13 protein-coding genes are annotated in these 15,106 nt (G+C 75.4%); all 13 read right to left on the reverse strand.

Annotated elements, in window-relative coordinates; all coding sequences use genetic code 11:
• Positions 1-100: 100 nt before the first annotated feature.
• On the reverse strand, positions 101-922 hold the full coding sequence (locus tag ABZW14_RS13535; RefSeq protein ID WP_355344744.1) for a CoA ester lyase: 822 nt from the start codon (positions 920-922) through the stop codon (positions 101-103).
• Positions 922-2,115 (reverse strand): CoA transferase, encoded by a 1,194-nt coding sequence (locus ABZW14_RS13540; RefSeq protein ID WP_355344747.1) that lies wholly within the window; start codon positions 2,113-2,115, stop codon positions 922-924. Before ABZW14_RS13540 ends, ABZW14_RS13535 begins: the two co-directional genes overlap by 1 nt.
• Complete coding sequence (locus tag ABZW14_RS13545; protein ID WP_355344750.1) at positions 2,112-4,262, reverse strand: alpha/beta hydrolase-fold protein; 2,151 nt, start codon at positions 4,260-4,262, stop codon at positions 2,112-2,114. The genes ABZW14_RS13540 and ABZW14_RS13545 overlap by 4 nt, the downstream gene beginning before the upstream one ends.
• Positions 4,259-6,208, reverse strand: a complete 1,950-nt coding sequence (locus ABZW14_RS13550; protein ID WP_355344753.1) for an SUMF1/EgtB/PvdO family nonheme iron enzyme — start codon at positions 6,206-6,208, stop codon at positions 4,259-4,261. The genes ABZW14_RS13545 and ABZW14_RS13550 overlap by 4 nt, the downstream gene beginning before the upstream one ends.
• Entirely contained in the window at positions 6,205-7,137 is a 933-nt protein-coding gene (locus tag ABZW14_RS13555; protein ID WP_355344756.1) for a PfkB family carbohydrate kinase, read from the reverse strand. Before ABZW14_RS13555 ends, ABZW14_RS13550 begins: the two co-directional genes overlap by 4 nt.
• A complete protein-coding gene (locus ABZW14_RS13560; protein ID WP_355344759.1) occupies positions 7,134-8,537 on the reverse strand; it encodes an ADP-ribosylglycohydrolase family protein in 1,404 nt (467 codons plus the stop codon). The genes ABZW14_RS13555 and ABZW14_RS13560 overlap by 4 nt, the downstream gene beginning before the upstream one ends.
• A complete protein-coding gene (locus ABZW14_RS13565) occupies positions 8,534-9,667 on the reverse strand; it encodes an ADP-ribosylglycohydrolase family protein (protein ID WP_355344762.1) in 1,134 nt (377 codons plus the stop codon). Before ABZW14_RS13565 ends, ABZW14_RS13560 begins: the two co-directional genes overlap by 4 nt.
• A 2-nt stretch (positions 9,668-9,669) precedes the next feature.
• Positions 9,670-10,965, reverse strand: coding sequence for a sugar ABC transporter substrate-binding protein (locus ABZW14_RS13570; RefSeq protein ID WP_355344765.1), 1,296 nt, complete (start codon positions 10,963-10,965; stop codon positions 9,670-9,672).
• A gap of 38 nt (positions 10,966-11,003) precedes the next feature.
• Positions 11,004-11,843, reverse strand: coding sequence for a carbohydrate ABC transporter permease (locus ABZW14_RS13575; RefSeq protein WP_091306463.1), 840 nt, complete (start codon positions 11,841-11,843; stop codon positions 11,004-11,006).
• 1 nt (position 11,844) lies between these two features.
• Positions 11,845-12,777, reverse strand: a complete 933-nt coding sequence (locus tag ABZW14_RS13580) for a sugar ABC transporter permease (RefSeq protein ID WP_355344769.1) — start codon at positions 12,775-12,777, stop codon at positions 11,845-11,847.
• The gene (locus ABZW14_RS13585; protein WP_355344772.1) at positions 12,774-13,865 is read right to left on the reverse strand and encodes a LacI family DNA-binding transcriptional regulator; all 1,092 of its coding nucleotides are present in this window, start codon (positions 13,863-13,865) and stop codon (positions 12,774-12,776) included. Before ABZW14_RS13585 ends, ABZW14_RS13580 begins: the two co-directional genes overlap by 4 nt.
• A gap of 119 nt (positions 13,866-13,984) precedes the next feature.
• Positions 13,985-14,425: a DUF4395 domain-containing protein gene (locus tag ABZW14_RS13590; RefSeq protein WP_355344775.1), complete on the reverse strand. Its 441-nt coding sequence runs from the start codon at positions 14,423-14,425 to the stop codon at positions 13,985-13,987.
• A gap of 116 nt (positions 14,426-14,541) precedes the next feature.
• Positions 14,542-14,988, reverse strand: a complete 447-nt coding sequence (locus ABZW14_RS13595; RefSeq protein ID WP_355344778.1) for a thioredoxin family protein — start codon at positions 14,986-14,988, stop codon at positions 14,542-14,544.
• Positions 14,989-15,106: the final 118 nt, after the last annotated feature.

A 15,106-nucleotide genomic window follows, 5' to 3' on the forward strand; every position in this document is an offset into this window, starting at 1 on the left:
GCCAGCCTACGGGCGCCGGCGCCGCCCCGGCATCCGGCGATCGTGCGGACGGCGGAGGCCGCCGAGCCAGGTGGAGCAGCAGCCGGGAATGGTTGCCGGGTCAGGCGGCGTAGCGGGCGGCGAGGTCGACGACCCGGCGGGCGGCGGCCACCATGGCCCGGTCGGCGAACCGCCCGTCGGGCAGCACCACGGTCCCGGATTCGCGGGTCTGCGCGTCGGCGACCGCGGCCAGCAGCTCGCGGGCCCGGTCCACCTCCCGTTCGCCGGGTCGGAAGGCAGCGGCGATGACCGGCACCTGGCGCGGGTGGATGGCGGCCCGGCCGAGGAAGCCGAGCCGCCGGCCGGCCACGCAGGAGGCGGCCAGGCCGTCGAGGTCGGCCACGTCGGCGTACACCGACATGGCCGGCGGCGGCAGGCCGGCCGCGCGGGCCGCGACCACGATCCGGCCGCGGGCCCAGAGCAGGCCCTCGTCGTCGGCGACGCCCAGGTCGGAGCGGAGGTCGGCCTCGCCGAGCCCGAGCGAGGCCACCGCCGGGTGGGCGGCCGCGATGGCGTACGCGGACTCCAGCCCGACGGCCGACTCGACCAGCGGGTGCAGCGGGCTGTCGGCCCGGGCGGCCACGGCGGCCACGGCGGCCGGGGACTCCACCTTGGGCAGTCGCAGCCCGGCCAGCCCGGGCCGGCCCGCGACGGCGGCCAGGTCGGCGTCGAGGTCCGGGCCGGTCAACTCGTTGACCCGGACCTGCACGGGCAGCGGCTGCGGGTCGGCGAGGAAGTCGGCGACGGCGTCCCGGGCGTACGCCTTGCGGCCGGCGACCACGGCGTCCTCCAGGTCGAGGATGACCGCGTCGGCGCCGGCGGCGACCGCCTTGGCGAACCGGTCGGGCCGGTCGCCGGGCACGTAGAGCCAGGTGAGCAGCATCAGATCACCCCACGCTCGCGCAGCGCGGCCAGCTCGTCGGCGGTCAGGCCGAGCGCGCCGAGCACCGCCTCGGTGTCCTGGCCGTGGCGGCGGCCGGCGTGCCGGATCTCCCCCGGGCTGTCCGACATCCGGAACGGCACGTTCTGCATCCGCACCTCGCCCAGTTCCTCATCGGGCACGCTGACCACGGTGCCGAGCGCCGCGTACTGCGGATCGGCGAGGATGTCCCGCACGTCGTAGACGGGAGCCACGGCGGCCTGGGCCGCCTCGAACGCGGCCACCACCTCGTCGCGGTCCCGCTTCGCCACCCACGCGCCGACCGCCGCGTCGAGCTCGTCGGCGTGCGCGGCCCGGCCGCTGCCGGTGGCGAACCACGGCTCGTCCACCAGTTCCGGGCGGCCGACGAGCCGGACCACCCGCTCGGCGATGCTCTGCGCGCTGGTGGACACGGCCACCCACCGCCCATCCGCGCAGCGGTAGGTGTTGCGGGGGGCGTTGTTGTTGGACCGGTTGCCCAGCCGGGGCTGCACGTAGCCGAGCTGGTCGTACCAGGTGATCTGCGGGCCCAGCATCGCCATGATCGGCTCGATGATGGCGAGGTCGACCACCTGGCCCCGGCCGGTCAGGTCGCGGCCGCGCAGGGCCAGCATGACGGCGTACGCCGCGGCGAGCGCGGTGACCGAGTCGGCCAGCCCGAACGGGGGCAGCGTCGGCGGTCCGTCGGGTTCCCCGGTGGCGGCGGCGAAACCGCTCATGGCCTCGGCGAGGGTGCCGAACCCGGGCCGGGGCGCGTACGGGCCGATCTGCCCGAAGCCGCTGATCCGGGCGATGACCAGCCGCGGGTTGACGGCGTGCAACTCGTCCGGGCCGAGCCCCCAGCGTTCCAGCGTGCCGGGGCGGAAGTTCTCCACCAGCACGTCGGCGTCGGCGAGCAGCCGGCGCAGCAGGTCGGCGCCCTCCGGCTGCGAGAGGTTGAGCGTGACGGCCCGCTTGTTGCGGCCGAGCACCTTCCACCACAGGCCGACCCCGTCCTTGGCGGGGCCGTGGCCCCGCGACGGGTCCGGCTTGGCGGGGTGCTCCACCTTGACCACGTCGGCGCCGAAGTCGCCGAGGAACGCGGCGGCCAGCGGGCCGGCGAAGAGGGTGGCCAGGTCGACGACCTTGATGCCGTGCAGCGGGGCGGTCGTGGTCACGGGGTCCCCTTCGCCGGGTCGACGGCGGCGAGGAACACGTCCCCGTTGCCGAGCGCGGCGCCGCCGGTGGGTGTGCCGGCGGTGCGGCCGCTGACCAGCAGCCGGCCGTCGGGCCCGACGGTGGCGTAGACGTTCTCCTCGCCGAACGGGTCGGCCGCGTCGTCGCGGGCGGTGCCGTACTGGGCGACGGCGACCTGCCGGCCCTTGGCGTCGAGGCGCAGGGTGAGCACGTCCGCGCCGCCGGCCGGCACGCCGAGGGTGCTGCCGGTGAAGCCGACCACCGCGACGGTGCCGTCGGCGAGGGCCAGCGCGTCGGTGCCGGCGTCCGCGCCGCGCCCGCCGGTGACGGTCCGCCAGCGCTGCGCGCCCTTCGCCGTGTACGCCACGGTGAGCACGTCGCCCGCCGTGGCGCCGGTGGCCACCACCTGGCCGGCGCCGGTGACGGTGACGCCGCCGAGCAGGTCGTCACCCGTGCCGCCGGCCACGGTGAGCCAGTCGCGGGTGCCGTCCGGGGTGAACCGGGCGAGCCAGCCGTCGGCGCCGCCGAGCGGCGTGGTCCCGGGCAGCGCGCCGGAGGTGCCGCCGGCCACGTAGACGCCGTTCGCGTCGGCCGCGACCGCGTACGCCTTGTCCTCGCCGGGGCCGCCGAACTGCCGGGTCCACGCGAGGGTGCCGTCCGGGGCGATCCGGGCGAGCACCGCGTCCTTGTCGCCGGCGCTGGTCCCGCCGAACGCGCCGCTGGTGTAGCCGGCGACGTAGGCCCCGCCGTCGGGGGCGGCGGCGATCGCGTAGAACCGGTCGGCCTTGGCGGGGTCGCCGGTCTGGGTGAGCCAGGCCCGCTGCCCGGTGGCCGTCAGCTTCGCCACGAACGCGTCGTCGGCGGGGCCGCCCGGGTGCCGGCCGTCGAGGTCGCCGCGGGTGTACCCGGCGGTGAGCACGCCGCCGTCGGGCAGGGGCACGGTGCCGTAGAGCCGGTCGTTGGCGGTGGTGCCGAACTGGCTGGTCCACCGGACCGTGCGGTGGTCGGCGGCGAGCCGGGTGACCACGGCGTCGAGGCCGCCGGCGTACGGCTGGCCGGCGACGGCGGCCGAGGCCGCGTAGCCGAGGGTGACGTCGCCGTCGGGATGGGCGGCGACCCCGCCGGCCCAGTCGGCGCCGGCGGTGCCGTGCAGCGGGGCGGGCAGCCCGGCCGGCGGGGTGACGCTGAGCGTGGCGGCCAGGTGCTTCAGGCCGTCGACGAACGCGGGCCGCCAGACGTCCCAGTCGTGCCCGCCGTCGAGGACGCGGAACTCGGCGGCGACGCCGTCGGCGCGGCGGACGGTGTTGTAGAGGGTGGCGGCCTCGTAGTCGAGGTCGTGCGCGGCGTCGGCCGGGTCGGGGTTGACCCACTCGTCGTCGCCCACGGCGATGAACATCCGCACCGGGGACTCCGGGTCGAGGCCGGGCAGCAGGGCCGGGTAGTTCAGCCGCTGGTACACCGCGTCGGAGAAGGGCTGGTCGCCGTCGCCGAACGCGCCGTACTCGCGGGCCGAGGAATCGGCCGGCGGCAGGGGCCGGTAGACGGCGGGGCTGAGCACCAGCGCGTTGGCGAAGAGGTCCTGGTGGGCGAGGGCGTAGCGCAGCGCGCCGGCGCCGCCCATCGAGTAGCCGCCGATCAGCCGGGCGTTCCGGTGCGCGGCGGTGCGGTAGGTGGCGTCGACGTGCGCCACGAGGTCGCGGGTGAGCGCGGTCTCCACCGGCCGGCCGGGGCGGTCGGCGCCGGTGTACGTGGAGTCGACGTACCAGTTGCCGCGCTCGCTCCACGGCGCGTCGGGCAGCACGGCGATCACCGGCGGCACCTCGCCGTCGGCGATGAGCCGGTCCAGGTCGCTCTTCACCCGCGTCCACGCCTGCATGGTGTCGCCGCGCCCGTGCAGCAGGTAGAGCACCGGGTAGCGGGTGCCGGCGTTCGCCGCGTCGGCGTAGCCGTCGGGCACGTAGACGGTGTAGTCGATGCCGGCGCCGAGGGCCGGCGAGGGGGCGGTGGCGGTGGTCAGGGTGCCGGACCGCTCCTTGCCGGCGACGGCGGTCTCCGGCGCGAGGCCGGCCAGCCCGACGGCGGTCAGCAGGGCGACGAGGGCGGCGCCGGGGCGCCAGGCTCTTCTCATCCGAGGGCTCCTTCGGGCAGGTCGGCGGCGCAGCGGAAGCCGATCGAGGTGGAGCGGGCGAGGCCGGCGCCGGTGAGCAGCAGCTTCACCGACACCTCCGGCGGCTGCGGGCCGCCGTCGAGATACCAGTCGGAACCCTCCGCCCGGTAGGCGCAGCCGCCCTTGAGGATGACGAACCGGGTACGCCCGTCGGAGTGCTCGCTCTCGGTCAGGTTCCACACCAGGGGTTCCCGCCGGACCAGCAGGCCCGCCTCGGCGGCCACCTGCCACTCGTCCTCGGTGGGCAGCCGCAGCCCGGCCCAGTCGGCGTACGCGCGGGCGTCGGCGAGGTCGACCCCGGTGACCGGGGCGTCGGCCGGTCCCTGCCCGGCGGTGAACCGTTCCGGCCGCGTCGGCCGGTAGCCGGTGGCGGCCAGGAAGCGGGCGTACTCGCCGTGGGTGACCTCGTGGGTGTCGATGGCGAAGCGGCCGAGCCGGACCTGGCGGCGCAGCGTGCCGGTGTGGTGCAGGCGGGGCGGCAGCGGCTTCCACTCGTCGACGTACGGGGCCTCGCCGTAGAGGCCGGTCTCCCGGACCCGGTGGCGCACGGTCAGCTCGTGCCGGCCACCGTCGACGGTGACCATGCCGTCCGGCAGGGCCGCGAGGGGCGACCACGGGGTGCGGGTGCGCACGGCGGCGCGGGCCGGGAAGGACGGGTCCCCGGTCGGCGGCTCGTTCCGCGGCACCGGGGTGTCGGTGGCGACCACGGCGGCGATCGCCCCGGCGGGCAGCGCCCCGCCGACCGCGACCCGGCCGCCCTCGAGTTCGGTGACGGTCAGCTCGGCGCCGGTGACCAGGTCGACGAAGCGCCCCGGCCGGGCCTCGGTGAGCAGCCACGGGCCGTCGTGGTCGGCGCCCCGGTTGACCACCGTCCACAGCGGCTGGTCGTCGTGGGTCCAGCGGGACGCGTACACCTGGCCGGCGCCGGGGTGGTCGGCGAGCGGGACCCAGTCCTCGGCGCGCAACCACGCGGCGTGGCTGGCCTGCACCCGGCGCATGGCCCGCAGCACGGCCCGGTCCCGCTCGTTCCAGCCGACCCAGACGCCGAAGACGCTCTCCCAGACCAGCACGCCGCAGCCGTTGAGCCAGGCCGAGTGCAGCTCGTCGAGGTGGTCGCGGTGCCAGCGGCGGGTGTGGTGCAGGATGTGCCGGCGCTCGAACCACTTGGCCCGCAGCACGCCGGGGGTGTCGGAGTCGGCGAACCACTGCGCCCAGGACATGGCGTGGTCGGCGATCCGGGCCAGCGGCACCCGGCTCTCCCCCTCCAGGACCATGCCGGGACGCACCGCGTCGAGGGCCTTGCGCAGCTCGCCGGCGCCCTCCTTGAGGGTGTCCAGGAAGACCCCGTCGACGCCGAGCCGGCCGGCCAGCGCGGCGACCTCCTCGGCGTCGGCGCCGGGCTCCCGCCGCGTGCCGGTGTCCCACGGGTTGTAGTCGACGAACACCCGCACCCCGGCGTCCTGGAACGCGCGGACCACCTCGGGCAACTCGGGCACGTCGCGGTACCAGTCGAACTGGTTGCGCTCGTCCAGGCCGATCACCGGGTACGCGTGCCAGAGCACCACCCCGTCGAAGCCGCCGAAGTCCCGCCGCGCCGCGTCGAGGAACGCCGCGACGGTGAACTCGCCGCGGTCGTGGTCGTAGAGCGTCTCGTCCCAGAGCCAGGCGAGGCAGACGCTGAAGCAGTCCCCGGCGATCTCGTCGTAGTGCTCGCCGGTGTAGCCGATGCGGGCGCGCGCGTCGGCCCGCCACCGGGTGAGCTGCTCCCGCCAGGCCGGCCAGTCGGCGGGGTCGTCGGGGGCGGCGAAGATCTTCGCCTCGTCCAGGGTGGTCAGGTCGGCGTGCGCGCCGAGCGGAACCTCGGTGGGCCGGTCGATCGGCCGCGGCACGTACGGGTTGAAACTCACTGGACCTCTCCGTAGGTGGCGGCGGCGAGCGCGTCGATGGCGGCCCGCTCGGGCAGGGCGGTGGACGCGCCGGGGCGCTGGGCGCAGGCCGCGCCGGCCGCGCACGCCCAGCGCAGCACGGGGGTGGCGGTGTCCCCGGTGAGCCCGCCGCGCTCGGCCAGGGCGACCGCGAGCGCGCCGGTGAACGCGTCGCCGGAAGCCGTGGTGTCCACGGCGTCGATCGTCGGGGCCGGCACCTCGATCCGGGCGCCGTCGCGGTCGGCGTAGGCGGCGCCGCGCGCGCCGAGCGTGAGCACCACCCGGGGCACGAGGCCGACCAGGGCGTCGAGCAGCGCGGCCGGCTCGTCGGTGAACACCCCGGCGACGACCGCCGCCTCGTGCTCGTTGACCACCAGCACGTCGACCACGTCGAGCAGCTCGGTGGGCAGCGGCCGGGCCGGGGCGGCGTTGAGCACCACGGCGGCGCCGCCGGCGCGGGCCCAGCCGGCGGCCCGGGTGACCTCGGCCAGCGGCACCTCCAGTTGCAGCAGCAGCACCCCGGCCGCCGCCACCACGTCGCGGTCGCCGTCGTCGAGGGTCAGCGCGCCGTTCGCCCCGGGTGCGACGACGATGCAGTTCTCCGCCGCGTGGTCCACGGCGATCAGCGCGACCCCGGACGGCCCGTCGACGGTGCGCAGGCGGGTGACGTCGACATCCGCGGCGGCCAGGTTGTCCCGCAGCAGCCCGCCGAACCCGTCGCCGCCGATCGCGCCGACGAAGGCGCAGTCCGCGCCGGCCCGGGCGGCGGCCACCGCCTGGTTGGCGCCCTTGCCGCCGGGGACCATCCGGAAGTCGTCGCCGAGCACCGTCTCGCCGGGGCGGGGCAGCTGCGGGGCGGTGACCACGAGGTCCAGGTTGGCGCTGCCGACCACCACCACCCGCGCGCTCATGCCCGGCTCCCGTGGGCCAGGGCGAGGGTGCGGTCGGCGAGGGTGTCGAAGCCGATGCCGTCGAAGCCGGCGATGCTGCTGGCCAGCCGGTTGCGCAGCGGCGCGACCCAGCGCCCCGGCAGCCGGGCGGCGCCGGTGAGCGCCCCGGTGACCGCGCCGACGGTCGCGCCGTTGGAGTCGGTGTCCCAGCCGCCCGCGACCACCGCGCAGATGGACCGTTCCAGGTCGCCCCGCCCGTACGCCAGGGCCGCCGCGACCAGGGCGGCGTTGTTGCGGACGTGCACCCAGTGCAGGTGGCCGTGCCGCGCGTAGAGGGTGTCCACGACGCTCTCCCAGTCGTCGCCGGCGGCGCCGAGGGCGCGCGCCTCGCGGACGGCGGCGGTGAACCGGCTGCCCGGGGGCAGCACCGACTCGCCCGCGTCCAGCACCGTGTCGACGTCGCCGGCCACCGGCGCCGCCGCGGCCATGGCGGCCACCCAGATCGCTCCGTACGCCCCGGCCCGGACGTGGCTGACGGCCGCGTCGCGCCAGGCGGCCTCGGCGGCCCGGTCCGGGCGGCCGGGGTTGGTCCAGCCGTACACGTCGGTGCGGATCTGCGCGCCGATCCACTCCCGGAACGGGTTGTGCCGGCGGGCGGTGTCCGGCGGGGTGAGGCCGAGCAGCAGGTTGCGGTAGGCGACCCGCTCGGCGGTGAAGACCCGCCCGGCGGGCAGCCAGTCCAGCCAGGCCTGGGCCACGTCGGCGCTGGTGAAGCCGGGCCCGTGGGTCTCCAGGATCCGCAGCGCCAGCAGCGGGAAGTTGAGGTCGTCGTCCTCCGGCATGCCGGCGATGTTCTCGGCCAGGCTGGTCGGGGCGCTGCGCCGGTTCCACGGCCACCGGGCGGCCACGTCGGCCGGCAGCCCCTGCGCCGTGAACCAGTCACGCAGGGGCCACCGGCCGGTGGCGGAGAGGATCTCCCGGATCCCGTGGCGGGGGATCTTCTCCACCGGCTTGCCGAGCAGGCAGCCGGCCGCCCGGCCGAGCCAGGCGCCGTGCAGCCGGTCCCGCTCGACGGTGGTCGGCAGGTCCCAGGCGCCCGGCCAGGTCTTGCGGACACCATCGAGGTCGGCGGGCTCGTCGGCGGCGTCCGGGCCGGGCAGCGCGTCGGCGGCATCGAGCAGGTCGACGGCGAGGGCGCGCAGCTCCGGTGGCGCCGGCACCGGCGAGGCCCCGCTGACCGGGGCGGTGACGTCGCCGCCGGCCGCCGCCCAGCGGTCGGCCAGGGCGGTGACGTCGCGGCCCTCGTCGCGGCTCGCGGCCAGTTCGTGCGGCAGCAGGTCCTCCGGCTGTACCCAGGTCAGCCGCAGGCCGCCGGCCGTCCCCCTCGGCCGGCCGGCGACCGCCGCGTCCGCAGCGCTCACGCCAGGCCGCCGAACCGCTCGGCGCGCCGGGCGAAGCGCTCCCGGTCGCGGTCGAACACCTCGGTGGCGACCTGGGCGAGGACCCGGGCGGGCTCGATGAGGTCGGTGCGGGACGCCGTCGCGACCACCTCGGACCATTCGGCCGGCACGGCCGCGGCGCCGCCGAGGGCACCGGCGATGGCGCCGGCCATGGTGGCCGTGGAGTCGGCGTCCCGGCCGTAGTTCACCGAGCCGAGCACGGCCGACCGGTAGTCGCCGCCGGCCACCACGAGCATGCCCAGCGCCACGGGAAGCTCCTCGATGGCGTGCAGCCGGCTCGGGCGGCGGGCGCCCAGGCCGGGGCTGCGGTACTCCTCCCCCACCGTGTCGTAGGGGGCCACCGCGGCGCGCAGCGCTGGGATGGCGGCCTTCCAGTCGTCGTGCCCGCGGGCCTCCTTGACCACTGCGTCGATGGCGGCGCGGGTGCCGTCGCGGGCCAGGTCGAGGGCGGCGGCCACGACGTCGTCGACGCCCGCTCCGGGGGTCGCGGCGGCGGCGACCGCGGCGGCGAAGACCGCCGCGGCCTCCCGGCCGTAGCTGTGCTGGTGCGCCCCGGCGATCTCCACGGCCTCGGCGTACGCCCCGGCCGGGTCACCGGCGTTGACGATGCCGACCGGCGCCATGTACATGGCGGCGCCGCAGTTGACGATGTTGCCGACGCCCGCCTCGCGCGGGTCGGCGTGGGCGTGGTGCAGGCGGGTGACCAGCCACCGCTCGGCCGCGGCCAGGCGGTGGAAGGTCACCCCCTCCCGCTCCAGGTCCGGGATGTACACCACCCGCTCGATCAGGTCGGGGACGAGCAGTTCCACCACGTCGTACGCGTCGAGGTGGTCCCGCTTGGCCGCGTACGCCCGGACCAGGGCGTGGGTCATCAACGTGTCGTCGGTGATGTGCCCGTCGCCCTTGTGGTACGGCGCGAGTGGCCGCGCGGTGGCCCAGTCGGCGTGGTACGGGGGGACGATCCCCTCGACCCAGCCGCCGAAGCGGGCGCGGATCTGCTCCGGAAGGGCCGTCTCGGTGGCCCCGCCGAGGGCGTCGCCCACCGCGGCGCCGACCAGGCATCCGACCGACGTGTCGAGCAAGAGTGACATGGTTACCTCAGAACCTGCTTGCCACCGTCGACCAGCTGCGTGCCGAGCTGGTCCAGGGTGATCTTGTTGGCGAAATACTGCTGGAGGGCCGGGGTGGCGTACTTGGTCTTCCACTCCGGGTAGCCGTCGGCCTTCTGGAACGGGGCGACGGTCAGGTCGGCGGCGCTGTCCGCGGCGACGTCCCAGCCCTGCTTGCCGTTCGTGAGCTTGACGAGTTCCTCGTTGGCCTGCTTGCCGGTGGGCACCAGCCAGTCACCCTTGGCCAGGGCGGCCATGTTGGCCGGGTTGAGGAACCACTCCAGGAACTGCGCGGCCTGCTTCTTGTGCTTACTGTCCTCGGCGATGGACAGGGTCTGCGGGTTGGCCGCCTGCTTGGCGGACAGGCCCTTGATCGGCGGGAGGGTCACCCACTCGAAGCCGGCGGGGGCCTGCTCGACCATCTGCTGGCGCAGCGAGACCGAGCCGGGGAGCATCGCGTACTTGCCGCCGAAGAAGCCGGGCAGGGTGTCCGCGCCGCTCATGCCCAGCGCCTCCGGGGACGCCGACTTGGTGGTGTAGAGCATGTCGTGGATCCGCTTCGGCACCTCCTTCTCCGCGTCGCCGACCTTGACCTCGGTCTTGCCGCCGTCGCTGTAGAAGAACTTGCCGTCGTAGTTCAGCGCCAGGTTCAGCACCCGGTTCGTGGGCGACTTGAGCGCCCACGCGGCGCCGTACTGGCCGGGCTTGGTGAGCTTCTGGGCGTTGGCCTGGAACTCGTCCCAGGTCCAGCCGCCGTCGGCGGGCGGCACGGCGATCCCGGCGGCGTCGAGCAGCTTCTTGTTGGCGATGACGACCTGCGACTCCAGCAGGAACGGCACGCCGGTGACCTTGCCGTCGAAGGTCGCGGTGTCCCAGACGCCCTGGTCGATCTGGCCCTTGAAGTCGTCGCTGAGCAGCTTGGAGACGTCGGCCAGGTAGCCCTGCTTGCTGAACTCGCCGATGGCCGAGGCCTCGTAGTGCACGATGTCGGCCACGTCGCCGCCCTCGAACGAGGTGACGAGCTGGTCGTGGATGGAGTTCCAGTCGCCCTGGACGTACTCGACCTGGATGTCCGGGTGCTCGGCGTTCCACTTGGCGACCAGGTCCTTGTTGGCCTGCAGCGACTCCTTCTGCCAGGCGAGGCTCAGGAAGCGCAGCTTGACCGGGCCGGACGACGCCTCGTCCTCGCCGCCGCCGTCACCGCACGCGGTGAGGGCGCCGAGCCCGACGACCGCGACCGCGGCGGCCGCGGCGAGTCGACGGAACCTGCTACGGAGCATGGGGGATTCCTCCTTGGTGGTGGTGGTTGGGGGTGTGGTCAGCCCTTGACCGCGCCGGCGAGCGACCCGGACGAGAGGCGGCGTTGCATGACCGCGAAGAAGATCAGGCTCGGCAGGGTGGCCAGTAGGGAACCGGCCGCCAGGGGACCCAGGCGGGCGGTGCCCTCGATGCCGACGAACCGGGCCAGGGCGACCGGCAGGGTCGCCAGCTCCGGCGTCTTGACCAGCACCAGCGCGAAGAAGAACTCGTTCCAGGCGGAGATGAAGGAGAACAGCGCGGTCGCCACGATGCCCGGCGCGAGCAGCGGGAAGACCACCCGGCGCAGCACCTGGAGCCGGGTGGCGCCGTCGACGCTGGCCGCCTCCTCCAGCTCGCGCGGAATGTTGCGGACGAAGCCCTGGAGCATCCACAGCGCGAACGGCAGGGCCCAGACCACGTAGATCAGCACCAGCCCGGCGTGCGTGTTGGCCAGCCCGACCTGCCGCAGGATCAGGAAGATCGGGATGATCAGCAGCACGAACGGGAAGAGCTGCGACAGCAGCACCCAGCCCAGCGCGACGGTGCCGAGCTTGGTGCGGAACCGCGCGAGGGCGTACGAGGCGGGCAGCGCGACGAGCACGGTGAGCACCGCCGAGGCGAGCGACACCTGGAGACTGTTCAGCGCGGCCCGGCCCAGCTGCTGCTCGGTGAACGCCTGCACGAAGTTCTGCACCGTGGGGTTGCTCGGGATGAGCGTGGGGTGCAGCTGCACCAGTTCGCGCGGCGGCTTGAACGCGGTCGAGAGCAGCCAGACCAGCGGGAACCCGAGGAAGATCAGGTAGCCGGTCAGCGCGACGTACTGGAGCGTCCGCCCGGTGCGGCTCGGCTTTCCGAACATGTCAGTTCGCCTCCCGGAGTCGGCGCCGCAGGTAGACCGCGAGCAGCGCGACGATGATCACGACCATGACGTTGCCGAGGGCCGCGGCGTAGCCGTAGTTGCCGTAGCGGAACGCCTCCTCGTAGGCGAAGAGCATCGGCAGCATGGTCTTGCCGCCCGGCCCGCCCGCGGTGAGCACGTAGACCAGGCCGAACGAGTTGAAGTTCCAGATGAAGTCGAGCGAGGTGATCGCCACGACGACGGGCGCGATGGCGGGCAGCGTGACGTTGCGGAACCGGTGCCAGGTGCTGGCCCCGTCGACGGCCGCCGCCTCGTGCAGCTCGCGCGGCACTCCCTGCAGGCCGGCCAGGAGGACGACGGTGGTCTGCGGCATGCCGGCCCAGACGCCGACGATGATGACCGCGGGCAGGGCGGTGCTGAAGTCGCCGAGCCAGTTGGTGCGCAGCCCGTCCGCGCCGACGCGGTAGAAGAACTCGTTCAGCAGGCCGGCGTCCGGGTGGTAGACCAGCTTCCAGAGGATGCCGACCACCACCGGGGGCATCGCCCACGGCACCACGGCGAGCACCCGGGCCAGTCCGCGGAAGCGCAGTTGCTGGTTGAGCAGCAACGCCAGGCCGAGGGCGAGCACGAACTGGAGCACGGTCACCCCGACCGCCCAGAGCAGGCCGATCTTGAACGAGTTCCAGAACAGCTCGTCGCCGAGCAGCTCCCGGTAGTTGTCCAGCCCGGTGAAGCTGATCTCGACGTTGCGCCCGGCCCGGGCGTCGGTGAAGCCGAGGTAGATGCCGCGCACCAGCGGGAAGACCGACAGCACCACGATGGGCAGCAGCGACGGGAGCAGCAGCAGGTAGATGCCGAGCCGGTCGGACCGGGACCGGGCCCTGCGGGGCCCGTCGGCGCGGGCGACGTCGGGCCGTTCGGCCACCGTGGTCATGCCGTCACCTCCGGGGTACGCGGCGCGGGCGCCGGCTCGGCCGGCGCGGGGAGGAACAGGGGGGTCGCGGCGCTGGAGGCGCGCACGGCGAGGCTGGGGGCGACCTGCTCGCGGCGCGGCGGCAGGGCCGGGTCGGCGATCCGCTGGAGCAGCAGTTCGGCGGCGCGGCGACCGCGCTCGGCCGAGCCGAGGGAGACGCTGGAGAGCTGCGGGAACGTCATCTGGGCCAGCTCGGTGTCGTCCATGCCGACCAGCGCCACGTCGTCGGGGACGCGCCGGCCGGCGGCGAGCAGGGCGTGCAGCGCGCCGACGGCGATGAGGTCGTTGGCGCAGACCAGCGCGTCGGGCTCGGCGCGGGCCAGGAGGCGTTCGGCGGCGGCCCGGCCGGCCGCGTAGCGGAAGTCGCCGATCTCGACCAGGCGCTCGTCGAGCGCGAGGCCGTGCCCGGCGAGGGCGGCCCGGAACCCGGCGTCACGGGCCGCGCCGGGCACGGTGTCCAGCGGGCCGTTGACGAAGCCGATCCGCCGCCGCCCGGCCGCGACCAGGTGGTCGACGGCCAGTCCCACGCCGGTACGCGAGTCGGTGCGGACGTTGTCCACCGGCGCGTCGGCGGGGAGCTGGCCGACCACGACCACCGGGACCGGGCTGTCGACCAGCGCGGCCAGGTGGTCGTCGGTGACCCGGATCGGGGAGACGATCATGCCGTCGACGTAGCGGTGGGCCAGCCGGCGCAGCAGGGCGGTCTCGTTGTCGATCCGCCCGCCGGTGGCGTGCACCAGCAGCTGCCGGCCGGAGGCGGCGACCACGGACTCGATGGCCCGCATCATCTCGACGTACACCGGGTTGCCGATGTCCTCGACGGCGAGCGCCACCAGGCCGGTGCGCTGGGACTGGAGCGAGCGGGCGATGGCGTTGGGCACGTACCCGACCTCGGCCGCGGCCTCGCGCACCTTGCGGATGGTCTCCGGGCTGCCGCCGACGCCGTTGAGCACGCGCGAGGCGGAGGCGATGGAGACACCGGCGCGGGCGGCGACGGTGTGGACGGTGGGCCGGCCGTCGGCCGACTCCTGTAAACGTTTACGACCCACGCCCGCACCTCCAGCTGCTCTGCTGTAAACGTTTCCGGGAGTCTGCGCCCGACCCGACGGTCAGGTCAAGGGCTCGTTACGAAAACGTTTCCAAGCGGGGTGAGCTGGGCGGGGACCGGTCAGCCGGGCCGGGCCGGCGTCCGCGCGGCCAGGGGGCGGCCGGTGAGGCGGCGGATCGCCAGGTAGCCCTCGCAGCCGAGGCAGAGCCCGAAGGCCGCGTTGAGGAAGGCGGCGGCGAGTGCGGCGGCGGTGGCGACCAGGCCGAGCAGCGGCACGCCGGCCAGCCAGCCGACCGCGCCGGCCGCGGCGAAGGCGAGTCCGACGAGCTGGGCGAAGCGGACCGGGGCCACCGGCTCCAGCTCGGCCGGCGGGGCCAGCCGAGGCGCGACCAGCGCGCGGAACAGCAGGCCGTACGGGCCGCGGCGCGGATCGACGGCGGTCAGCGCGAAGACGACGGCCTGGGCCAGGACGAGCCAGCCGGAGCCGGTGACCAGGGCGGCGGCGAGGACGACGGTGGTGAGGGCGGCGGCGAACCGCGGCCCGCGAGGGTCGAGCAGCATGGCGGCTTCCGTTCGGGTGGCGGAGGGAGTCGGTCAGGGGTTGGCGACCGACGCACAGAGGCTCGCCGCGAGCCGCCCGTGGTCCACCACCCGCCGCCGGATCAGTCGAACGCCGGTCACGCCCGCGCCCCGGCGACCAGCGGCGCGAGCGCGGCGAGCAGGTCCGCCCGGTCCGGCACGCCGGCGGCCCGCCGGACGATCCGGCCGGCGGGGTCCACCAGCAGCACCGTCGGGGTGCGCCAGACGTCCAGCTCACGGGCCCGGTCGAGGTGCTCCTCGACGCCGACCTCCAGCAGGGTGACCCCGTCGAGCCGCCCCGCCACGTCCTCGAGCACCCGGCGGGCGGCCCGGCAGGGCGCGCAGACCGGGGCGGAGAACTGGACCAGCGTGACCGCGCCGGTGCGGACGCCGAGAGCAGCCAGTGCGGCCCGCTGCGACGCGTCGCCGTCCGGGGACACGGCCCGCAGCCGGCCGTCGCGACGCCGGCGCCACCAGCCGAAGGCGCCCGCGGCCGCGAGCACCGCGACGAGCACCAGGAGACCGGTCAGGCGAGGTGGCTGCACGGGGTCCAGGCTGCCACGACGGCCCGCCCCGCGGGCGCCGCCGTCCCATCCACCGGACGTGACATCGCCTACCCCGGTGGTGGGAATGGTGTCCCGGCGATCGGTGGTCGTCGCATTT

Origin of the sequence: Micromonospora sp. NPDC004551, from assembly GCF_040609975.1 — a bacterium.
Lineage (GTDB): Bacteria > Actinomycetota > Actinomycetes > Mycobacteriales > Micromonosporaceae > Micromonospora.